The organism is Pseudonocardia ailaonensis (assembly GCF_039531635.1).
Taxonomy (GTDB): domain Bacteria; phylum Actinomycetota; class Actinomycetes; order Mycobacteriales; family Pseudonocardiaceae; genus Pseudonocardia; species Pseudonocardia ailaonensis.
Genome location: NZ_BAAAQK010000032.1, coordinates 22,221 through 44,510, shown reverse-complemented (window position 1 = coordinate 44,510; position 22,290 = coordinate 22,221). Strand labels below are relative to the sequence as shown.

Here is a 22,290-nt window from a genome sequence, read left to right as displayed (position 1 = left end):
CTCCCGAGGGGACGAGGGCTGGTCTCCCCCTAGCTTCGGGAGCCGCTCTGTCGTCGTCCTGTTCGTCCCCTGTGCGCGTGCTGTGCGGCGGAATCTTCTGCACACGACAACCGTTATCATCTACGAGAGCGACCGAGACCCAGGAGGATCCGATGCGCACCGACATCCACCCCACCTACGAACCCGTCGTCTACCAGGACCGGAGCACGGGGGACGCGTTCCTCACCCGCTCCACGGCCACCTCGTCGGAGACGATCGAGTGGTCGGACGGGAGGACCTACCCGCTCCTCAAGGTCGACATGACGAGCTACTCGCACCCCTACTGGACGGGCGGGACCCGGGTTCTCGACGCCGCGGGGCAGGTCGAGAAGTTCAACCGGCGGTACGGGAAGCGGCGCTGACGTCGCAGATGTGTGATTCGGCCTCCGAAAAGGGCCGACTCGCGGGGTTGGGGGGGTCAGGGGCGGATACCGTAGTCCGTGTCGGGGGCGGGGAGGACGACTCGGGGGAGGACCTCCTCCGGGTCGCCGAGGCGGTCGATGCGCGGCTTCCACTCCCGGGGGTAGCCCAGGGAGACCTCGAGGAAGCGGGTGCCCTCCTCGTAGGTGACCCGGGGGATGTGCAGGTGGCCGTAGACGACCGCCGCCGCGCGGTAGCGGACGTGCCAGTCCGCGGTGGCGGTCGTCCCGCACCAGACGGCGAACTCCGGATGGCGCAGGACCCGCGTGGGCAGGCGGGTCATGGGCCAGTGGTTCACCAGGACGGTGGGGAGCTCCGGGTCCAGGGCGTCGAGGCGGCGGCGCGACTCCGCGACCCGGGCCGCGCACCACGCCTGCCGGGTCGGGTACGGGTCCGGGTGCAGCAGTTGCTCGTCGGTACAGACCACGCCGGCCCGGTAGGCGGCCTCGAGGCCCTCCTGCGGCGTCTGCCCCTCGGCGGTGAAGCTGTAGTCGTACAACAGGAACAGCGGCGCGACCACGTGTCCGGCGAAGACCGGGAACGGGTCCTCCGGGGTGAGCACGCCGATGTCCCGGCAGCGCTCGACGAGGTGCCGGTAGCGGTGCTCGCCGCGCAGGTCGACGGGGTCCTTCGTGCGCGTCCACAGCTCGTGGTTGCCCGGGACCCAGATCACCTGCGCGAAGCGGCGGGCCAGCGCCTCCAGGGTCGCGATCGTGTCGCCGACCTGCTCGGCGACGTCGCCGGCCACGATCAGCCAGTCCTCCGGCTCCCCCGCCAGCCGCTCGGCGACGGCGCGGTTCTCGGGATAGCGGACGTGCAGGTCGCTCACGGCGAGCAGGCGGGACACCCCATAGATCTACCAAAGACCCTGGGCATCCGAAGTTACCGGGAGTAAGTTCGGGGCCATGGCGGGTTCGCGGGGAGTACGGCGGGCGGTCCGGTGGGGGCTGCGACACGGGCTGCTGCGCCGGATGCTGCGCAGGCAGCAGCGGGCCGGGGAGCTCGGGTCGAAGCTGATGACGGATCCGGTGGTCATCGCCGATCCGTATCCCTTCTACGACGAGCTGCGCTCGCGCGGGCGCCTCGTCGACACCGGGCTGCTGCACGCCACCGTGGACCACGAGCTCACCACGACGGTGCTGCGCAGCCCGGACTTCGTCGTCGGCGGGCGGATGCCCGAGAACCTCCCGGGCGCGATCCGGCTCGCCCTGCGGATCGGCGGGAGCTGGGCGCTCGGGCCGGCCCAGCCCCCGTCCATGCTCGCCTCGGACCCGCCGGACCACACCCGCTACCGCAAGCTGGTCACCCGCGCGTTCAGCGCCAGGAAGGTGGCGGCCCTGCGGACCCGCGCCGAACAGATCGCGGACGAGCTGCTGGACGCCATGGCGCAGAAGGGTTCCCGGGCCGACCTGGTCACCGACTACGCGGCGCTGCTGCCCGCCATGGTGATCGCCGAGATGCTCGGCGCACCGCCGGCGATGCGCGACCAGTTCCTCGCCTGGGGCGAGGGCGCGGCCCTGTCGCTCGACGCCGGACTGTCCTGGTCGGACTTCCGCCGCTCCGAGCGCGACATCGACGCCCTGCACGCCTGGATGCTCGGGCACTTCGAGCGGATCCGCCGCGATCCCGGGGAGGACATCCTCTCCGCGCTGGTCACCGCGCACGACGACGACGGCCGACTCACCGAGGACGAGCTGTCGTCCATCGCGATGCTGCTGCTCGCGGCGGGTTTCGAGACCACCGTGAACCTGATCGGCAGCGGGGCGGCGCTGCTGCTCGAGCACCCGGAGCAGCGCGCGCTGCTGCACGCCTCGCCGGAGCACTGGGGCACCGCGATCGACGAGATGCTGCGCTACGAGTCGCCCGTGCAACGGACCGGGCGGGTGGCCGTGAAGGACCTCGAGCTCGGCGGGATCCCGGTGAAGCGCGGGACCTTCGTGATCACCCACCTCGGCGGGGCGAACCGGGATCCGGCGGTGTTCCCGGAGCCGCACCGCTTCGACATCACCCGGGCGGAGGCGCACAAGCACGTCGCCTTCTCCAGCGGGATCCACTTCTGCCTCGGCGCGAGCCTCGCCCGGATGGAGGGCGAGGTGGCGCTGCGCGCGCTGGTGGAGCGCTTCCCGGACATGAGCCCGGCCGGCGACCCGGTGCGGCGGCGCACGAAGCTGCTGCGGGGGTACGAGCACCTGCCGGTGGCGCTGCACCCCGCTACCGTGCGCGCGTGAGCGAGCGTGCGAGTGCGATGAGCGGTCTGGCCGGAGAGCAGTACCTGTTGCTGACGACGTTCCGGAAGGACGGCACTCCCGTCCCGACCGCGGTGTGGGTCGCCCCCACCGACGACGGCCGGATCGGCGTCTGGACCGTCGCGGACTCCGGGAAGGTGAAACGGATCCGGCGGTCGCCGCAGGTCGAGGTGGCCGTCTGCGACCGGCGCGGGAAGCCCCTCGGGCCGGCCGTCGCCGGCACCGCGGAGATCCTCGACGCCGCCGGGACCGAGCGGGTGCGCAGGGCCGTGGCGCGCAAGTACGGCCCGCTCGGGCGTATCACCGTGGGCACCAGCCGGCTCTTCCGAGGTGCCGGCGGCACGGTGGGCCTGGCGCTGACCACCTGAACCGCCCTCCTGGGCCGTGTGGGTGATCACGGCCAGCTGCTCGCAACGCCGAACGGCCGCCGGGCGAGTCCTCCTCATGCCGGTGCGCGAGCGCGGGCGGAGGGGGGCGAGTGATGGGGAACGGGTGGACATGGCTGCGGCAGGTGTGGCGGAGCAGGATCGACGCGATGGCGCCGACGCCGATGCCGGCGCCGGACCGGGACGCGCCGACGCTCGGTGCGCCCGGTAGCAACCAGCGCAAGGAGTGGGTGCGGCGCTACTTCCGGCCGACACCGCCGCGGTGGGACTGGGTCCGCGGCGTCCGGCTGATGCAGGCCGGCACGGTCCTGCTGGTACTGGCGCTGGTCCTCTGGCCGCTCGGCAGCTGGCCGTGGGCGGCCGGGGTGGGGATCCTGGCGGCGGTCCTCTGGGTCTCCGGGTTCACGATGTGGCGCAGCTACCACTTCGGCTTCGAGTTCGCCGAGGCCAAGCCCTCGGGCCGGCTGCTGGACCGGACGCTCGACGCCGACCTGCGCCGCGCCGCCCGCGAGACGCTCGAGAGGTTCGGACTGGCGCCGGCGGAGCTGATCCTGCACGCGGACGAGGTCCGGCCCGGCGCCACGCCGGTCCGCCCCGAGCGGTGGATGCCGCTGGTGCTGGTCGGCCCGTCGGCCGACGCCCGGCACCGCACGGACTTCGACGACGGGATCCGCCGGTTCACGGCCTACTCGGTCGCGGTGATCTGCGTGGCGCAGAACTACGTGGCGATCCGGACGTTCGTGCTGGACCTGGCCGCGGGCTCGGGCAAGGACGTCGACACGCACGAGTACCACTTCGACAACATCATCGCCCTGCACACCTCGACGCGGCCGGCCAGGGAGCTGGCGGCGCGGGAGGTGCCGGGATTCGGCTTCGGGCGCAAGGCCCCGCTCGTGTCCTGCGACCTGGAGATCTCCGCGACGAACGACGCCCCGGTCGTGGTGTCCACCGAGACCTCGCAGAAACGGCCGGCCGAGCTGACGATCCCGGTGACGGTCGCGGACGTGCTGCCGATGCTGTCGGCGCTGCTCTGCCGGATCCCGGGAACGGCCAAGCAGGGCGACCTCGCCGGCGGGCTCGGGCACCTGCAGCGGTCGGTGGTCGGGCTGGAGGCGACCGTCGACCGGGGCCGCGGGTCGGTGGAGCACGAGCTGCGACGGGTCGCGGCGGCCGCACAGGCCGGCAACGAGCAGGTGGCGCAGGCGTTCGCCGCGGCGTTCGCGGACACCTCGGCGAGGATGTCGGCGATGGCCGGATCGGTCGACACCCTCGCCGTCGGTGCCGGCGGGATCGGGGCCCGGATCGACGCGGGTGTCGACCGGGTCGTGGCGAGCGTGGGCCGGGTCGGCGAGGCCGTCACCGGCACGGGATCGGTCCTCGAACGGATCGGGGCGGACGTGCAGGAGCTGCGGGAGGCCGCGGCGTCCGCCGGACCGGTGGTGCCCCACGGCCCGTCGATCAGGATCCGGGGCCTGCTCGTCGGACGACTCGAGCGCGGCACGGTCGTCGCGGAGGTCCACGTCGGGACGCCGGCGCACGACGTCATCCCGCTCGGCGGGCCGCAGACGTTCGACACCGGCGACGGCGAGGTCGCCGAGACCGCGGAGCTCATGGTCGAGTTCGCCCCCGCCGACCATCCCGCGCCGCCCTTCCGGGAGCGCTGGACCAGCCCGTCCGGACCGGACGTCCAGGTCCTCCACACCGCCCGGATGCCGATCCGCGACGGGCTGACCGGGCTGGTCCGGGTCCGGCTCTACGCGTTCGGTCACTTCGTCGTCGCCACCGACGTGCTGATCGAGGAGCAGGAGAACGAGGCCTGACCGGCGTGTCCGCCGAACTTGAGTCGCACGATCGGGTACTACTCGCACCCGGGGCGACTGCCGGGAGGCGCGATGGGTGTGCTGCTGCGCGGGCGGACCCGGCCGCGGCCGTTCGTGCCGGGGCAGCGTCGGGGGCCGGTCCCGGCAGGGCGCCCCGGGGTCGTCCGCGGCGACGGGCCGGTCCGAGGTGGCGCGTCGTCGCCGATCGGGACCACCGCGCGGCGGGGCGGGCCGTTCCGGGCGTTTCGGTCGGGTCCGCGGGCCGGACCGGACCGGCGGACGGTGGCGACCCGGAACGGGTTGTTCCGTGGGGTCGGCGCCGAGCGGGTGCCGGCGCTGCTCGCGGCGCTGGTGCTGGGGCTCGTCGCGCCGTTGGGGGCGGTCGGGCCGCACGATCCCGTGACCCCCGCCGAGGAGGTCGCCGCGGCGCAGGACGCGCCGCCGGCCGCGCAACCGGCACCGGTGTCGTCGGCCAAGCCGGTGGTGCTCACCGACATCCCGCTCGCCGGACCCGGGGACCGGCGGATCGCGCTGACCTTCGACGACGGCCCCGATCCGAAGTGGACCCCGCAGGTGGTGAACGCCCTGGTGAAGTACGGGGCCAAGGGAACCTTCTGCATGGTCGGGTCGCAGATGGAGAAGAATCCCGAGGTCGTGTCCGTCGTGGTGAACGCGGGGATGCGGATCTGCGCGCACTCCCGCACCCACGACGAGCAGCTCGCGAAGCGCGACCCGGCGACGATCGAGGCGGAGATCACGGACGTCGGGAACCGGGTGCCGGGCACGCCGGTGACGTACTTCCGCGCGCCCGGGGGCAACTGGGACAAGCAGATCCTCGACGTCTCGGTGGCCCACGCGATGCAGCCGCTCGGCTGGGCGGTGGACCCGCGGGACTGGTCGCGGCCGGGGACGGACGCGATCGTCGCGGCGGTGCAGAAGCAGGTCAAGCCCGGCGCGGTGATCCTGCTGCACGACGGCGGAGGCACCCGTTCGCAGACGGTGGAGGCGCTGGAGAAGCTCCTCCCCTGGCTCGCCGCCCAGGGCTACACCACCGACTTCCCCTGATCAGGCCCTGTGCGCGCGGAGCGCGCCCGGACAGGATGGGCGGATGCAGCCCACGGAGCCGTCGGATCCCGACACCCCTGTCGCCGCCAATCCGGTGTTCGGGGACGAGCCGATCACCGTGCCGCGGTTCGAGCTGTCCGACGGCGGGCTGAACCCCGCCGTCGCGTACCAGATCGTGCACGACGAGCTGATGCTCGACGGGAACGCGCGGCTCAACCTCGCCACCTTCGTCACCACGTGGGAGGAGCCGCTGGCACGGCGGCTGATGGCGGAGTCCTTCGACAAGAACATGATCGACAAGGACGAGTACCCGCGCACCGCGGACCTGGAGCAGCGGTGCATCCGGATGCTCGGCGACCTCTGGCACGCGCCGGACCCGTCGGCTGTACTGGGCTGTTCCACGACGGGCTCGTCGGAGGCCTGCATGCTCGGCGGGCTCGCGCTCAAGCGACGATGGCAGCACCGGCGGCGCGCGGCGGGGCTCTCCACCGAGAAGCCCAACATCGTCATGGGCATCAACGTGCAGATCTGCTGGGACAAGTTCGCCAACTACTGGGACGTCGAGCCGCGGCTGGTGCCGATGGACGGCCACCGGCTGCACCTGGGCGCCGCCGAGGCCGCCGCGCTGTGCGACGAGAACACGATCGGCGTCGTCGCGGTGCTGGGGTCCACGTTCGACGGCAGCTACGAGCCCGTCGCGGAGATCTGCGCGGCGCTCGACGCGCTCGAACAGCGGACCGGGCTCGACATCCCGGTGCACGTCGACGGGGCGTCCGGCGCGATGATCGCGCCCTTCTGCGATCCGGACCTGGTGTGGGACTTCCGGTTGCCGCGGGTGGCGTCGATCAACACGTCCGGGCACAAGTACGGGCTGGTCTACCCCGGTGTGGGGTGGGCGCTGTGGCGAGACGCCGACGCCCTGCCGGACGACCTCGTGTTCAAGGTCAACTACCTCGGCGGCGAGATGCCGACCTTCGCGCTCAACTTCTCGCGGCCCGGCGGCCAGGTGATCGCCCAGTACTACCAGTTCCTGCGGCTGGGCCGGCGCGGCTACCGGCGGGTGCAGCAGACCTGCCGGGACGTGGCGACCTCGCTGTCGGCGAAGATCGCCGCGCTCGGGCCGTTCACGCTGCTCACCGACGGGTCGGAGCTGCCCGTGTTCGCGTTCACGGTGCGGCCGGACCAGCCGTTCTCGGCCTTCGACGTGTCCGCGGCGCTGCGGGAGCGGGGCTGGCTCGTGCCCGCCTACACGTTCCCGAAGAACCGGGAGGACATCGCGGCCCTGCGGATCGTGGTGCGCAACGGGTTCAGCCACGACCTCGCCGGGCTCCTCCTCGACGACCTGGGCCGGGCGCTCGAGACGCTCGGGAGGCAGACCGGGCCGCAGCGGGGGCCGGAGACCGCGGGCTTCGCGCACGGCACCGAGAAGCCGCCTGCCCGGTAGCCCTGGTCCGCGACCCTGCCGACCGGCGCGCCACCCGTCGCGGGCCGACCGGCGCGCTACTCCGTGGCGAGGGCGACGCCGAAGCCGAGCAGCGCGGTGCCGGTCGCGGCGTCGATCGCGCGCCGCACCCGCCGGCTGGCCAGCCAGCCGCGCACCCGGTGCACCACGACGATCAGCGCGAGCAGCCACACCGCGCCGAGCGCGGCGACGGTGTAGGCGAGGACCAGCGCGTCCCAGGTCGTCGTCACGCCGGGCACCAGGAACTGCGGCAGCACCGACAGGTACATGATCAACACTTTGGGGTTCGTGACGTTCGAGAGGAAGCCCTCCCGGAAGCGCCGGAAGCCCTGGCCCCGGCGCTTCTCGACCAGCTCCGCCACGCCGGAGTAGTCCCCACGCCACGCCCCGCGCAGCGCCTGCACCGCCAGGATCAGCAGGTACGCGACGCCGGCCCAGCGCAACGTCTCGAACAGCGGCCGGGAGCTCGCCACCAGGACGCCCAGCCCGAAGGCCGCGGCGCTGCCCTGCAGCAGGTTCCCGGCGACGATGCCCGCGCCGGCGATCAGCCCGCCGCGCCGGCCCCCGGACAGGGCGTTGCGCAGCAGGACGAGCGTGTCCGGCCCGGGGGCCAGCACGAGCAGGACGGCGATCGCCAGGTAGGTGCCGTAGGAGCTCCAGGTCACCGCGTCACGCTAGGCCGCGTCAGGAGAGCATGTCCACCGCTCTGCGGGCCTGGATCTGGACGTCGTCGTGGCGGGTCCGCAGCTCCTCCTCGTCGGGCCGCTCCCCCATGTGGCCGGCCTGGTAGCGCGTGTAGACGCCGGCGCCGATGCAGGCGAACCGCCAGCGCGCGAAGGCCTCGAAGTACGTGCTCTGCGCGGCGATCCGCTCGCCGCGGCCGGACTTCTCGGCGTAGCGGGCCACGATCTCGTCCCGCTCCGGCCAGCCCTCCAGCACCGTCGGGCCCGCGGTGATCCCGGGCACTGTGTCGCCGGGACGCCCCCACGAGGCCAGCAGGTAGCCGAGGTCGGCGAGCGGCTCCCCGATCGTCGCCAGCTCCCAGTCGAAGATCGCGGCGACGTGCCCGGCACGGTCGAAGGAGAGGTTGCCGGGGCGGTAGTCGCCGTGGGCGATGACCTGCTCCTCGTCCGCCGGCTGCCGTGCGGTGAGCAGGTCGTGGGCCGTGTCGAGCGCGGAGAGGTCCTCGATCGACGACTCGTGGGCCTGCCGGTGCCAGCGGCGGAGCTGGCGCTCGAGGTAGCTGCCGGGGCGGCGCAGCCTGCCGAGGCCGACGGCGTCCGGGTCGACGGCGTGCAGCTCGGCGAGGGTGTCCGCGCAGGCCAGACCGGCGGCGTGCCGCACCGCGAGGGGCATGTCCGCGCCCGCCTCGGCGTCCCCCAGGACCTGACCGTCGACGAACCGCATGAGGTAGAAGTCCGCGCCGATCACGTCGTGGTCCGCGCAGAACGCCACCGGCACGGGCACCGGGACCGCGGTCGGCGCGAGCGCGGCGATGAAGCCCCACTCGCGGCCCATGTCGTGCGCGGTGGCGAGCACCCCGCCGGTCGGCGGACGGCGCAGCGCCCAGGCCACCCCGTTCGCGTCGACGATCCGGTAGGTGAGGTTCGAGTGGCCGCCGGAGATCCGCTGCACGGTCACGGGCCCGTCCCCCGCCGTTCCCACCGCGACCTCGGGGACCTCGGCCCGCAACCACTCCGTGAGCGCCTTCGCCGGCACTGCGTCGGCCCCAGCGCTGTCCCCGGCGTCGATCCCGGTGTCGATCCCGTCGTCCATCCCCCGATCAAACCCCGTCGGGGGCACCCCTGCCTACCGGCAGCACGAGAGCGGTGAGGAGACGGGCCGGTTCGGCCGCGGGATCCGCCGTCAGACCGCTGTGGACGGGGCCGGGGCGGATCACGGTGCTGCGCGCCGCGGTGAGCCGGCGGAAGCGGCGGCCGAGGTCCTCCCCCGCCCCGGGCCCGGACGCGGCGAGCGCGCCCTCGGTGCGGCGGTCCGCCCGCGGGGCGGCGGGGACGGCGCAGATGTCCGCGGCGACCGCGAGGGCGGCCTCGATGGCGTCCGCGTCGGCACCGGGGTCCAGGGCGCGCAGGCGGTCCCGGTCGAGATGGACGGCACCGCCCAGGAAGTCCCTCGCCCGGCAGTAGACGAGCACGCCCGCGTTCATGGTCTCGCCGCGCTCGGGGCGCGGGACGACCTGGATCACGGCGTACTCGTAGACGACCCGGCTCACGTCGCCGCCTTCGGGAGCCGCGCGGCCAGCCAGGCCGGCGCCTTGCCCTCGCGGGTGACCGGCCGGGGGCGGCCGGCCGCCGCGGCCTCGCGCACGCCGGGCAGCCAGGCCACCCGGGCCGCGACCCGCGCGGTGAGGATGTGCGCGTAGGCCGCCCGGACGTCGTCCGGGCCGGCGAACCCGGGCTCGTCGGCCAGCCACTCGTCCGGCACCGCGGCGGCGGCCGCCCGCACGAGATCGGTGGTGACGAGCGGGGCGAGGGCCGCGTCGGCGGCGTCGAGATCGGGGTGGGAGCCGAGCAGGACGTGATCGGAGGCGTCGAACGCCCTGGTCGCCGTGGTTTCGACGAGCCGGCTCGCCGGCGTATCGACGAGCCCGCCCGCCGGCGAGTCCGTCCGGGACCACCCGTGGTGGAAGGTGAGGGTGGCGCCGTGGTCGATCAGGTACGGCGCGCGGTGCCAGAGCAGCATGTTCGCGTTGCGCCAGGAGCGGTCGACGTTGCCGACGAGGGCGTCGAACCAGAGCACGCGGCCCGCGAGCTCCGGGCCGGGATCGAAGGCGAGCGGATCGAAGTCCAGCGCGCCGGGCAGGTAGTCGAGCCCCAGGTTGAGCCCGGGTGAGCGGCGCAGCAGGTCCTGGACCTCCTGGTCCGGCTCCGCGAGCCCGAGCTCCGGATCGAGCTCGACGGTCACCAGCTCCGGGACCGGCAGGCCGAGGGCGCGGGCGAGCTCGCCGCTGACGATCTCGGCGACGAGCACCCTGCGGCCCTGCCCCGCCCCGTGGAACTTCACGACGTACGTGCCGAGGTCGTCCGCCTCCATCAGGCCGGGCAGCGAGCCGCCCTCCCGCAACGGCGCGACGTACCGCGTGGCCGTCACCTGACGCAGCACCGGTCCTCCTCCGACGTGGGTCCGGTACCGATCATCCCCTGCGGCACCACCGCTCCCGACAGAGCGTGCGACACCCCCGCCACGGTCGCGTGGTGGCGGGGGTGTCGCGGGTGCTGCTGGGGTCTCAGGCGGTGGTGCTCCTCCCGCTCTCGCCGCTGTCGCGGCCGTCGGTCTCCGGCTCGTCCCAGGCCGGGGACTCGCTGCGGGCCCGCTCGGAGTTGCGGGAGGCCTGCACGAACGCGGCGGCGATGCGGGACTGCGGGGTCGGGGCGACGTAGGCCGGGTCCGCGTAGCGGGCGTACTGCGGCTGCGGGGTCTCCGAGAACTGCGGGGCCTGCGCGGGCTCCTCCTCGCGGGGGGCCTCCTCCCACAGCGACACCGCGGGGGCGGCGGAGCGGGCGGACTCGAAGCGGGGCTGGGCCGCGGCGTGCTGCTCGGCGGCGCTGCGCACGGCCGCCGGGACGGCGCTGCGGCGGGGCTCACCGGCCGGCGGGGTGGCCGGCGCGCCCTGGCCGTAGCCGGGCTGCGCGGCGGTGCCGCCCTGCGGGGCGGTGCTGCTCTGCGAGGCGGTGCTGCTCTGCACGGCGGTGCTCTGCAGGGTGGCGGGCCGGTACGAGGCGTCGCTCGGCCGGGCCGGGAGCGGCACCGACGCCGGCTCCACGAGCTGGACGGCGGAGCGGGCCTGCTGCCGGCCCTGGAGCGCGCCGTGGTGACCGGTGCCCTCCACCGACGCGGTGCTCAGGGAGGCGCTGCTGCGGACCGGCTGGTGGCGGTCCTGGCCGTCGGCCGGGCGGCTCTGGACGGCGAAGCGGTTCGCGACCGACGGGGCGGGGCGGCCGAACGCGCCCTCGTCCTGACGGGCCATGCCGAACTGCGGCTCGTCCCAGCGCGGGGCGGGGTGGCCGGCGTAGGCGCGGGGCGCGGGCGAGACCGGGACGCCGGACGGGTCGGAGGCGACGTCCACCGGCGCCGGCACCTCCTCCTTCCGACGGTCGAACAGGAGGTGGTCGAGGCTGTACTTGCCCGGCCCGAACGCGGCGATGGCCAGGCAGATGCCCGCGATCATCGCGACCAGCTCGAAGCCGTTGTTCTTCACGAACACGCCGTTGGCGCCGTGCACGAAGAAGATCGCGCCGTACATGACGAAGGCGATGCCCGCGGCGGCCCAGGGCACGAAGATGCCGGCGGCGAGCAGGAACGAGCCCACCAGCTCGACGACCAGGGTGAACGCGGTGGCGACGATCGCCAGGGGGATGCCGAAGTTCGTGAACTGGTCCGTCGCGTTGCCGAAGCCCTGCTGGACGAACGTCAGCCAGACGTGGGCGAGCATGACGAACGAGATCGTCAGGCGGGCCACGAGCACGAGAACGTGCTTCAGTGGCTCCGGAATGGTGCGGGACATGAACATCGGAGGCTTCTCCTGACTGCGGGTCGTCGGCAAACCGCGGTGAGTGACGACGCTAGACCGAAGTGCGGCACAGGCTGGGCCGAACAGCGGTGGTTGCGGTGGTTCGTCGTCCGCACGCGATGAACGTCACGTGCGAGCCACTCACAGGGGTAACGCTTCACGGCGCGAGTGGTTACGCACCGTTCGCCTCATCGACTCTTCCGCTGATCCCGCGCGGGCGACCACCCGTCCGGGCGACGACCGGTTCGTGGCTGGTCACGACGGTCGGTCAGGATTGCCAGGTCAGGAGGGGAGAATTTCCCTCCAGCGCTTCGTGGCCGCCCGCCCGGGCGCGATGTCGGCCAGTCCGCGCAGCCCGCCGGCGTGGCTGATGCCGGCGGCCGCGCCCGCGACGCCGAGCACGCCGAAGGCGATGTCCACGACGGACGGATCGGGCGCGGGCATGCCGTTGGGCTTGACAAACGTGATCTTCTGCAGTTCGCCTCCGGCGCGGAGCTTCACACCGCCGCCGAACCAGTACCAGGGGTACGTCACGTCCGTGATCTCGGCGAGCGGCACGTCGAAGGAGGTCGTCTCCCCGTCGGTGAAGGTGATGCGGACGCCGTCCGTCGCCAGGTAGCCGGGGCGGTTGCGCAGGCCGCCGATGATCCACGCGGGGCTGGTCAGAACGGTCATGGGGTCCTCCTCGTCGGTGGACCTCCAGCACACCGTCCACGCGCGGCCCGGGACAGGGCACCGCCACGACACCCGATGTTCGTGGTGGCCACACCCCGGGCGGGGCATGATGTCCGCCGTGACGATTCCCCGGGACATCACCGCGACCGCCGAGTGGACCGCGCTGACCGAGCACCACGCCGACATCGGCGAGCGGCACCTGCGGACGCTCTTCTACCAGGACCCGGGCCGGGCCACCGCGATGACGGTCCAGGGCGCCGACCTGCTCCTCGACTACTCCAAGCACCGGATCACCGGCGAGACGCTGCCGCTGCTGGTCGCGCTGGCCGAGGCCGCGGGGCTGCCGGAGCGCATCACCGCGATGTTCTCGGGCGAGCACATCAACACCTCCGAGGACCGCGCGGTGCTGCACACCGCGCTGCGGCTGCCGGCGACCGCGTCGCTCTCCGTGGACGGGCAGGACGTCGTCTCGGACGTCCACTCCGTCCTGCGCGCGATGGGCGAGTTCAGCACGAGGCTCCGCGACGGCGAGTGGACCGGCGCGACGGGACAGGCCATCCGGACCGTCGTCAACATCGGGATCGGGGGCTCGGACCTCGGGCCGGTCATGGCCTACGAGGCCCTCAAGGACTACTCGGACCGGGACCTCGAGTGCCGCTTCGTGTCCAACATCGACCCCACGGACCTCTACGAGAAGACCCGGGACCTCGACCCGGCGACCACGCTGTTCGTGGTGTCCTCCAAGACGTTCACCACGCTGGAGACGCTCACCAACGCGCGCAACGCCCGCACCTGGCTCGTCGATGGGCTCGATGACGACACAGCGGTCGCCAAGCACTTCGTCGCGGTGTCGACGAACGCAGAGAAGGTCCGCGAGTTCGGCATCGACTCCGCGAACATGTTCGGCTTCTGGGACTGGGTCGGCGGCCGGTACTCCGTGGACTCCGCGATCGGGCTGTCGCTCATGATCGCGATCGGGCAGGAGGGCTTCGCGGAGTTCCTCTCGGGCATGCACGCCGTCGACGAGCACTTCCGTTCCGCTCCGCTCGCGGAGAACCTGCCGGTGATCTCCGGGCTGCTCAACGTCTGGTACACGAACTTCTTCGGCGTCGAGACCCACGCGGTGCTGCCCTACTCGCAGTACCTGCACCGGCTGCCCGCCTACCTGCAGCAGCTGACCATGGAGTCCAACGGCAAGTCCGTGCGCGGCGACGGCACCCCGGTGACGACGGTGACGGGCGAGATCTTCTGGGGTGAGCCGGGCACCAACGGCCAGCACGCCTTCTACCAGCTGCTGCACCAGGGGACCCGGCTCGTGCCGGCGGACTTCATCGGGTTCGCCGAGCCGAACCACTCGCTCCCCGGCGAGGGTGGGGCGGACATGCACGACCTGTTCATGTCCAACCTGTTCGCGCAGACGGCGGCGCTGGCGTTCGGGAAGACGGCCGACGAGATCTCCGCGGAGGGCACCCCGGCGGACGTGGTGCCGCACAAGGTGATGCCGGGCAACCGCCCGACCTCGACGATCCTCGCGCCGAAGCTCACGCCGTCGGTGCTGGGGCAGCTGATCGCGTTCTACGAGCACCAGACCTTCGTCGAGGGCACGATCTGGGGCATCGACAGCTTCGACCAGTGGGGCGTGGAGCTGGGGAAGGTCATGGCGAGGCAGTTCGGCCCGGCGCTGTACGAGAAGGACCCCGACCTGAGCGCGCTCGACTCCTCCACCACGGCCCTGATCACCCGCTACCGGGAGCTCCGCGGCCGCTGAGCCTGAGTGAGCGAACGGCGCTCTCGCTCACTAGGTGTGAACGAGGGCGCCGTTCGCTCATCGGCGGCGGTGGGGCGGGGCAGCGGGGCGCAGGGCTCGCCCCGCGGAGCCGGTTGAGCGAGCGGCACTTTCGCTCAGTAGGTATGAGCGAACGCGCCGTTCGCTCATCCGTCGGGCAGAGTGGCGGGGTGCGGCGGGCGGTTCTGGTCACCAGTGCGCTGGCCGTCGTGCTCGTGGCGGCCGCGGCGGGACTGGTGTGGGCGGCCTTTGCGGGGGTCGGGCCGGCTGACGAGGACGCGGCCGCGCTGTCGGCCGCGATCGACGTGCGGTCCGGGGGGCTCACCACCGCGGCCGTCGTGGTCACGAACCTGGGCAGCACCCTGTCGATGGGGGTCGTGGCGCTCGTCGCCGGGGCGTTGCTGGTGTGGCGGGGGCGGCGGTTCGAGGGGATCTGGCTCGTCGGGACGGCGCTGACCGCGAGCGCGGTGTTCACGCTGGTCAAGCGGTTCCTGGACCGGCCGCGGCCCCCGGCGGCCGTGCGGCTGCTCGACGTCGGGAACGAGTCGCTGCCCTCGGGGCACGCGACCATGGCCGTGGCGGTGATCGGGGCCCTGGTGGTGCTGGCCTGGCCGCATCTCGCCGGCGGCTCGCGGGTGCTCGTGGCCGTCGCCGCCGTGGTGTGGGTCGTGCTCGTCGGGCTCACCCGGGTCTATCTCGGGGTGCACTGGTGGAGCGACGTGCTGGCCGGCTGGGCGACGGGTGCGGCGTGGCTCGCCGTGTGCACCGGGCTCCTGCTGCGGGCACGATCTTCACGATCGTGACGCTGTCGGGCTAATCTCACCACGGAGCGCAACCGCGGGGAGGCCTGGTGGACGGCAGGACGGCGCTCCAGCACGCCCTGGTGAGCATCCCCGTCCCCGGCGCTCCCCCGCGGATGACCGAGGCCGGCGCGGCCGTCGGGCTGTCCTTTCTCGACTCCGCCCTGCGCCTCAACCACGTCCGCCGGCTCACCGAGCGGCTGACCGTCGTCGACCACCGGGTGGCGCACCGGGCCACGCAGGTCGACGTCAGCCTCCGGATGCTCGACGACGGGCAGCTGCGCGCCACCGACCTCTCCCGCCAGCTGCGAGGGCGGAGCGCGAACGGCGACGGCGCCATCTGGGTCCCCGTCGCGCTGCTCCCCCGGTCGACCGCCGCACCGATCGACATCCGGGACGCCACCGGCGCCAAGGTGCCGCGACTGACCGGCCACGAGTCCGGCGAGCTGGTGGCCGCGGGCCTGTTCCGGCTGCTCAGGGGCATCCTCGACACCCTGCCGGACGCGACCGGCGACACGGACCTGCGCCGCCTGCTGACCCGGGCGCACGAGGCGGAGTGGCTGGTGCAGCTGGCCATCCAGCGGCTGCTCACCGAGCGACGGACGCCGCTCCTGCCCGGGCGGCGGTCCGCACCCGAGGGGGTGGTCGAGGGGCACGGTGCCCAGAACCGCGCGCTCGCGCAGCGCGTCCTCGACAAGTACGCCGACGTGCTCGCGGACTACTTCGAGCTGTTCGACGTCGCCCTGGACAACGACCTGCTGATCGTCGCGCTCGACGGCGGGGTGGACGAGCACCTGCTCACCTACGAGACACCGCTGCACGTCACGGAGGAGGCGACGCCGCGGCGGCGCGCGGGGCGGCTGCTGCGCTCGGCCTCGGAGGGCTACTCGCTGGAGTACCGCAGCCACATCTCGCCGGGCATCCCGGCGTACCACCTGGTCGTCGACACCGAGCCGGGCGTCGACATCGCCCGGATGTTCCTGTCGACGGACGCGGACGCCCGGACCGTCGCCACGCTGCGCCCGGACCTGCAGATGCTCGCCCGCCGGCTGGCCGACGAGCGACGCTCCCCCGGCGGCCGCGGCCAGAACAAGATCCTCGAGCTGCAGACCCAGACCACCCTGCGCACCCTCGCCGACCTGGTCCGGCGGCGGCGCTGGGAGTGCGCGCAGGCCGGGCTGCCCGCGCCGGACGAGCGCATGATCGCGTGCACCACGCTCGGCCGGCTGGCCGTGGCGGGCGAGGGGGTGCGCACGCGCGGCGGCACCGTGGACAGCTCGATCCTGCTGCACCCGATGCTCACGCCGGCGGTGCTCGACCAGGCCGCGGACGAGCTCGTCGCCGAGGAGATGGCGCACGACGTCACCCTGGAGAACGACCCGAGCACCAGCCGCGCCCACGCGCACTGGCGGGGCCCGACGACCACGGCCGGGCCGACCGCCGGGGCTCCCGTGCAGGTCATGGCCTCGATGCAGATGCGGGACACCACCTCCGCGGGCCCGCGCAGCGTGCGGAGCTACGCCCTCGCGGTGGCCGCCGCGGGATACCTGCTCGCCGCCTTCCTGGCGGACTCCGTGTGGCCCTTCGGGCCGGGCTCGACCGCCGCGCTCTCCCGGATCCAGGACGCGGACGCCGTCGTCTCGGTGCTGCTGCTCGTGCCCGGTTTCCTCTACACGCGGCTGCCGATCGCGCACCGGCACACGGTCGCGGGGCATCTCCGGACGCTGCCGCGGCTGGTGGCGGCGGGGTGCATCGGGATCGTGGCGGTGGTGGCGCTCGCCATCGCCGCCGGGCTGCCGGGCGTCCTGATCCAGATCGCGTTCGTGGCGATGATCGTGCTGCCGCTCGCCGGGGCCGGGCTGCTGCTCTACCGACGCTCGCCGCTGCCCGAGACCGGGGAGCTGGTGCGGATCGGCGCGCCGCGCTGGCTGCACGCGGGCGCGGTGGACCGTTCTCCGGCCGACGCCCGGTTCTACACACCGTTGGGGGGTGAGCGGTGAGCGAAGGATCCGGCACAGCGCCCACGCGCAGCGCGGAGCTCGCGCAGCGAGCGAGAGCGGCAAGTGTGCCCATCGGATCGGGGACGCTGGCGGACCTCGCGCGGGCCGGGTACCGGGTGCTCGACGAGCCGTCCATGCAGGTCGACCTGGAGATCCACCATCGGGCGGACCGGCCCGGCGGGCTCGCGGCGGTCCTCGCCGGGCTGCCCGAGGGCGTGACGTTCTCGGAGCTGCTGTGCGCGGGCAGCCACGGGATCGGGTTGATCGCCGGGACCCGCACGGGCGGCAGTGCCGATCGGGCCGGGGACCCGCACCACGGCCCGTGGCTGGAGCGGACCGCGCACGACGGGCAGACGCTCTCGTCGTTCCGGGGTGCCGACCGGCCCAATCTCGCCTTCCGCCAGGAGTTCGCGGACCGGGTCGAGGGGATCATCGTCGTCGAGGACGAGCCGAAGAAGATGCTGCTCCGGCACGGGCTCGCGGTGCTGGACACCCTGGTGCACGTCGCGGGTACGGCGGTGCGCGCGGGCGGTGCGCCGCTGCTCGTGCTGCAGTGCCCGGCGCAGCTGCCGCCCACCAACACCTACGCCGACGGCGGGGAGACCGGAGGGCGCGCCGGGGACGCGGCCCGGTCGTCGTCGCTCGCGGTGCGGTTCGAGATGGCGCTGCCCTCGCCCGGGGTGGAGGCGCGGCTCGACGTCGCGGACCGGATCGCCTCCTGGTGTGCGGACCGCGGGCTGGGGCTCTGGCTGCGCGACACGCGGTCCGGGTACCGCGCGGGCAACTGGTTCTCGGTGCTGCGCCACGACCGGCCGCGCGCCCGGCGCGGCTACCGGCGGGCCGCGGACCGGCAGCGGTCGACGGGCAACGCCGCGGAGGGCTGCGTGCCGGTCACCCTGGTCGGGCCCGCGCGCTCCGGCTCCACCCACGCCGTCCTGTCGTACCTGGCGCAGTTCCCCGAGCTCGGGGTGGTCGGCTGCACGATGGTGCCGCTGGGCGGGCTCGCGTTCCTGACGCTGCAGCTCGCGGTGAACGGGGCCTCGCGGCAGCGGCTGTTCGCGCTGAACGGGCAGCTCGACGCGTCCCGGACGTCGGCGGCGGCCGAGGACGTGCTGCGCCGCCTCGTCCCGCTGCTCCACCGCGACGAGGCCCCCGAGCCGCAGGAACACCTGGTCGGGCGGGCCACGGACTACCAGATCGCGGTCGGGCCGGCGCTGCCCGTCGTCGCGGACAACACCGTGCGGCGGGTGCCGATCTGGGTGTCCTGGCAGCTGCAGGACGTCCCGACCGGGGTGCGGCTGCCGGTCCGCGCGCTGCACGAAGCGCTCCACGCGGTGCGGCTCGGGGAGGGGGACCCGGCCGTCGAGTACCTGGTGAGCCGGGAACGCGGGGTCTCGCAGCTGCGCGGGAAGGGCAAGCTGGCGGTGTCGAAGAACGTGGTCGAGCGGCTGTACCCGGGGCGGCGCGGCACCGAGCGGCTGGCGGCCGAGCTGGTCGACGCGTGGGGCGCCGCTCTCGAGCGACTGGGACATTCGGTGCGGCCCGGGGAGCTGTCGGTGTCGGAGCACGAGTCGTGGTTGGGGCGGGGAGTTCCGCTCGGCTAGTGCCTCGTCGAACACCGCGGAGCACCCGTCGCTAGCGCTGTTCGCTGCTGCACCACCAGGTGGAACGGCCGCCGACGGTGCCGTGGCGCATCTCGGCGCCGCAGCGGGGGCAGTGGCCGCCGGGATGGCGGTGCTCGATGACCTCGCCGGTGTGGACGCCGCCGTTCTCGATCGCCGCCTGCAGGGACTTCTCGAGGTTGCGGTAGAGACGGTCGAGGTCCTTGCGTTCCAGCTCGTCGGCCGGGGTGGCGGGGTTGATCTTCGCGCGCCAGAGGGTCTCGTCGGCGAGCAGGTTGCCGACGCCGGCGAGCACGGTCTGGTCCAGCAGCCTCGCCTTGACGGCCGTACGGCTCCTCGCGATCCGCGTGCGGAACTCGGCGAGCGTGATGTCCTCGGCGTCGGGGCCCAGGTGGTCGATCCCGGGATCGAGCCGGACGCGGCCGAGGCGGCGCTTGTCGAAGAGACGGAACCGGCCGCCGTCGGCGAACACGATCGTGAAGCGGTCCCACTCGGGCTTGCGCGGTGCGCGATCGGACCGTGTCACGTCCCGCCCACCCACGCCGCCGATCCGCTCGCCGTCGGAGTCGGTGACGATCACCCGTCCGCCCATGCCGAGGTGGACGCCCAGGGTGTGGCCGGTGTCGGTGTCGCACCACATGGTCTTCCCGCGCCGGTGCGCGGCGGTGAGTTTCCCGCCGACCAGGGCCCGCGCGATCTGGCCGGGCGGGTGGGGACGGCACACCCACTCGTCGTTGTCGTCGACGGAGCGGATCTCGCGGTCGGTGGCCAGTTCCAGGACCTTCCGGGCGGTCTCGACCTCGGGGAGCTCGGGCACGGCGTCCAGTCTGGAACACGGGCGCGGGCACCGCGCGTTGATCCCGTTCGTGATGCGGGTACGGGCGCCTGAGCTGCGCGGACGTCGATGGCTCAACACCGGCGGGGTCGCGCCGGACCTGCGGGGCAAGATCGTCCTGCTGGACTTCTGGACCTTCTGCTGCGTGAACTGCCTCCACGTCCTCGACGAGCTGCGACCCCTCGAGGAGGAGTTCGGCGACGTCCTTGTGGTCGTCGGGGTGCACTCACCGAAGTTCGCGCACGAGGGCGATCCGGCCGCCGTCGAGGCCGCGGTGGAGCGGTACGGGGTCACCCATCCCGTGCTCGACGATCCCTCCCTGACGACCTGGGACGCGTTCGCGGCGAGGGCATGGCCGACGCTGACCGTGATCGACCCCGAGGGGTACGTGGTCGCGCAGATGGCGGGCGAGGGGCATGCGCACGGGCTGCGGGTGCTCCTGTCCTCGCTGGTCTCGCGTTTCTCGACCGTCCTTCGCCGCGGGGACTCGCCGTACGTCCCACCGCCTCCGCCGTCGACCTCGCTGCGGTTCCCGGGGAAGGTCGTGGCCCTCCCCGGCGGAGCCGGGTCCGTCGTCACGCCCGGCGGGTTCCTGGTGTCGGACACGGCGCACCACCAGGTGGTGCTCGTCGATGCGTCCTTCGCCGAGCTGCGGCGGTACGGGAGCGGGGTACGCGGGGAGCCGTTCTCGGAGCCGCAGGGGCTGGCGGTGCTGCCGCCGTCGGTCGCCTCGGTGGTCGGGTACGACGTGGTCGTCGCGGACTCGGTGAACCACTCGCTCGCGGGGCTGCGGCTCGCCGACGGGATGGTGACACGGGTGGCCGGCACGGGCACGCCGCTGCGGGAACGGGTGCTGCCGGGGGCGGCCGCCGTCGAGCTCTCCACGCCGTGGGACGTGGTGTGGTGGGAGCGGGGTGAGCCCGCCGCCGCTGTCGGGGAGGGCGGGGTGGACGACGCTGCCGGGCCGAGCGGCGCTGCCGGATCGAGCGGCACTGCCGGGCCGAGCGGCGCTGCCGGGCCGAGCGGCGCTACCGGGCCGGGCGCTGCGGGGGCGGGTTTGCGTGGGGTGGTCGCGGTGGCGATGGCCGGGACACACCAGATCTGGACGTTCGACCCGCTGACCGGGGAGGTCGAGGTGCTGGCCGGGACCACCAACGAGGGGCTGCGCGACGGACCCGTCTCCGATGCGTTCTTCGCGCAGCCGTCCGGGCTCGCGGTCTCGGACGGGACACTGTGGATCGCGGACTCCGAGACCTCCGCCGTGCGGTCGCTGTCGCTGTCGTCGACGCCGCAGGTCAGCACAGCGGTCGGGCTCGGACTGTTCGACTTCGGCTTCCGCGACGGTCCTGCCGACTCGGCACTGCTGCAGCATCCGCTGGGCGTCGCGGTGCTGCCGGACGGCTCGATCGCGGTGGCGGACACGTACAACGGCGCGATCCGCCGCATCGCCCACGGCCGGGTGACGACGCTGGCCCGCGACCTCGCCGAGCCGAGCGACGTGCTGGTCGACGGCGACACCCTCGTGGTGGTCGAGTCGGCCGCGCACCGGCTGGTCCGGCTGCCGATCCCGGCGGGAGCGCAGGTCGACGCGGGCGCCCACACGGTGCGTCGCTCCCCTGTGGACCTCGCGCCCGGCCCGGTGTCCCTGCGGATCGACTTCACACCGCCGACGGGCCAGCACCTCGACACCCGCTTCGGCGACCCGACCGTCCTTACCGTCGAGGCCTCCCCCTCGTCGCTGCTGCTCTCGGGTTCCGGCACCGCCCCCGGCCTGGCCCGATCACTGTCGTTGGCGCCGGGCGAGGGGGTGCTGTCGGTGAGCGTCGCGGCGGCCGCCTGCGACCTCGGCGACGCGGTCTTCGCGGCCTGCCACCGCTACCAGCAGGACTGGGGTGTGCCCGTGCGGGTGGTGGAGGGGGCGCCGTCGGAGCTGGTCCTGGACCTGCGGGCCGTCGACTCCTGAGCCCGGTGATCACCGCTTCGGACCCGTCCACGCCGTATTCGGCGCCGATGGGTCCCGGGCGGTGATCGTCGTGGCGCCTGATCGGCCGCAGTGACCGAGGAGCCGCCAGAACTGGCGTGGTTCGGTCACAAGTGCTGATCATGGAGAGGCGGAGGTGCTGTGGGACAAGGGTTCCGCTCCGTGCCGATACTGCTGATCGTCGCCGAGGCACTGTGACCGACTCGCGACAGGGATTCGCAGCCTGAGGCTGCACCCCTCGCCGGGAGGGCGAGTTCGAATCCGGTGATCGAGGCCTGTGTCCGCTGGACCGCCACATGTGGCGCCTTCCAGACAGAAGTTGATGATCATGGTGAGGCGCGCCGCGACCGGGCCGCCGGCGTCCCGCCGCCCGGGGCTCAGCTGGGTCGGGGGGCCTCGGCTCGGCAGTGATCGCCGTTTCGGACCCATCGACGCCCTATTCGGCGCCGATGGGGTCCACGACGGTGATCACCGGTCAGGTGAGGGTGGTGAGGGTCCAGGCGCCGTCGGGGGATGGGGTGGCGAGGGTCAGGGTGTCGGGGTCCAGGGTGGCGACGCGGGCGGCGAGGGCGTCGCCCGGGACGGTCGTGGTCGTGGCCGGGTGGACGGTCCTCGGGGTGGC

General features: G+C 73.5%; 19 protein-coding genes. 11 read left to right on the top strand and 8 right to left on the bottom strand.

Features of this window, described 5'->3' with window-relative positions:
• The first annotated feature begins 152 nt into the window (after positions 1-152).
• On the top strand, positions 153-401 hold the full coding sequence (locus tag ABD324_RS36010) for a type B 50S ribosomal protein L31 (RefSeq protein WP_344428021.1): 249 nt from the start codon (positions 153-155) through the stop codon (positions 399-401).
• 56 nt (positions 402-457) lie between these two features.
• On the opposite strand, the gene ABD324_RS36005 is transcribed toward ABD324_RS36010, so the two are convergent.
• On the bottom strand, positions 458-1,306 hold the full coding sequence (locus ABD324_RS36005) for a metallophosphoesterase family protein (RefSeq protein WP_344428019.1): 849 nt from the start codon (positions 1,304-1,306) through the stop codon (positions 458-460).
• A gap of 58 nt (positions 1,307-1,364) precedes the next feature.
• Here ABD324_RS36005 and ABD324_RS36000 point away from each other — a divergent pair, with 58 nt between their 5' ends.
• The 5 genes from ABD324_RS36000 to gad all read left to right on the top strand — a co-directional run bounded on the left by ABD324_RS36000 (position 1,365) and on the right by gad (position 7,420).
• On the top strand, positions 1,365-2,687 hold the full coding sequence (locus tag ABD324_RS36000; RefSeq protein WP_344428016.1) for a cytochrome P450: 1,323 nt from the start codon (positions 1,365-1,367) through the stop codon (positions 2,685-2,687).
• A 17-nt stretch (positions 2,688-2,704) separates the two neighbouring features.
• Entirely contained in the window at positions 2,705-3,073 is a 369-nt protein-coding gene (locus ABD324_RS35995) for a PPOX class F420-dependent oxidoreductase (protein WP_344428128.1), read from the top strand.
• A gap of 167 nt (positions 3,074-3,240) precedes the next feature.
• A complete protein-coding gene (locus ABD324_RS35990) occupies positions 3,241-4,911 on the top strand; it encodes a hypothetical protein (protein ID WP_344428013.1) in 1,671 nt (556 codons plus the stop codon).
• Positions 4,912-5,193: 282 nt separating this feature from the next.
• Positions 5,194-5,976 (top strand): polysaccharide deacetylase family protein, encoded by a 783-nt coding sequence (locus ABD324_RS35985; protein WP_344428011.1) that lies wholly within the window; start codon positions 5,194-5,196, stop codon positions 5,974-5,976.
• 43 nt (positions 5,977-6,019) lie between these two features.
• Positions 6,020-7,420 (top strand): glutamate decarboxylase, encoded by a 1,401-nt coding sequence (gene gad, locus ABD324_RS35980; protein ID WP_344428009.1) that lies wholly within the window; start codon positions 6,020-6,022, stop codon positions 7,418-7,420.
• A 56-nt stretch (positions 7,421-7,476) separates the two neighbouring features.
• Here the strand turns inward: gad and ABD324_RS35975 are convergent, their stop codons facing one another.
• The 6 genes from ABD324_RS35975 to ABD324_RS35950 all read right to left on the bottom strand — a co-directional run bounded on the left by ABD324_RS35975 (position 7,477) and on the right by ABD324_RS35950 (position 12,644).
• A complete protein-coding gene (locus ABD324_RS35975; RefSeq protein ID WP_344428006.1) occupies positions 7,477-8,103 on the bottom strand; it encodes a LysE family translocator in 627 nt (208 codons plus the stop codon).
• A gap of 19 nt (positions 8,104-8,122) precedes the next feature.
• The gene (locus tag ABD324_RS35970) at positions 8,123-9,214 is read right to left on the bottom strand and encodes a phosphotransferase family protein (protein ID WP_344428003.1); all 1,092 of its coding nucleotides are present in this window, start codon (positions 9,212-9,214) and stop codon (positions 8,123-8,125) included.
• Between the two features lie 7 nt (positions 9,215-9,221).
• A complete protein-coding gene (locus ABD324_RS35965) occupies positions 9,222-9,671 on the bottom strand; it encodes a DUF3037 domain-containing protein (protein ID WP_344428000.1) in 450 nt (149 codons plus the stop codon).
• Complete coding sequence (locus ABD324_RS35960) at positions 9,668-10,561, bottom strand: HipA family kinase (protein ID WP_344427997.1); 894 nt, start codon at positions 10,559-10,561, stop codon at positions 9,668-9,670. Before ABD324_RS35960 ends, ABD324_RS35965 begins: the two co-directional genes overlap by 4 nt.
• 124 nt (positions 10,562-10,685) lie before the next feature.
• Positions 10,686-11,963 (bottom strand): DoxX family membrane protein, encoded by a 1,278-nt coding sequence (locus tag ABD324_RS35955; RefSeq protein WP_344427994.1) that lies wholly within the window; start codon positions 11,961-11,963, stop codon positions 10,686-10,688.
• A 288-nt stretch (positions 11,964-12,251) separates the two neighbouring features.
• On the bottom strand, positions 12,252-12,644 hold the full coding sequence (locus ABD324_RS35950) for a hypothetical protein (protein WP_344427991.1): 393 nt from the start codon (positions 12,642-12,644) through the stop codon (positions 12,252-12,254).
• 109 nt (positions 12,645-12,753) lie between these two features.
• Here ABD324_RS35950 and pgi point away from each other — a divergent pair, with 109 nt between their 5' ends.
• From pgi to ABD324_RS35930, 4 genes are all read left to right on the top strand, one after another.
• Complete coding sequence (pgi, locus tag ABD324_RS35945; RefSeq protein ID WP_344428125.1) at positions 12,754-14,412, top strand: glucose-6-phosphate isomerase; 1,659 nt, start codon at positions 12,754-12,756, stop codon at positions 14,410-14,412.
• A 188-nt stretch (positions 14,413-14,600) separates the two neighbouring features.
• Positions 14,601-15,233, top strand: a complete 633-nt coding sequence (locus tag ABD324_RS35940; RefSeq protein ID WP_344427988.1) for a phosphatase PAP2 family protein — start codon at positions 14,601-14,603, stop codon at positions 15,231-15,233.
• A 47-nt stretch (positions 15,234-15,280) separates the two neighbouring features.
• Positions 15,281-17,230, top strand: coding sequence for a hypothetical protein (locus tag ABD324_RS35935; protein WP_344427982.1), 1,950 nt, complete (start codon positions 15,281-15,283; stop codon positions 17,228-17,230).
• A 65-nt stretch (positions 17,231-17,295) separates the two neighbouring features.
• Positions 17,296-18,834, top strand: a complete 1,539-nt coding sequence (locus ABD324_RS35930) for a hypothetical protein (protein WP_344427980.1) — start codon at positions 17,296-17,298, stop codon at positions 18,832-18,834.
• 31 nt (positions 18,835-18,865) lie between these two features.
• Here ABD324_RS35930 and ABD324_RS35925 read toward each other — a convergent pair whose 3' ends face one another.
• Entirely contained in the window at positions 18,866-19,669 is an 804-nt protein-coding gene (locus ABD324_RS35925) for an Fpg/Nei family DNA glycosylase (RefSeq protein ID WP_344427977.1), read from the bottom strand.
• A gap of 52 nt (positions 19,670-19,721) precedes the next feature.
• On the opposite strand from ABD324_RS35925, the gene ABD324_RS35920 reads away from it, so the two are divergent.
• On the top strand, positions 19,722-21,650 hold the full coding sequence (locus ABD324_RS35920) for a thioredoxin-like domain-containing protein (RefSeq protein WP_425565982.1): 1,929 nt from the start codon (positions 19,722-19,724) through the stop codon (positions 21,648-21,650).
• The last annotated feature ends 640 nt before the right edge of the window (positions 21,651-22,290 follow it).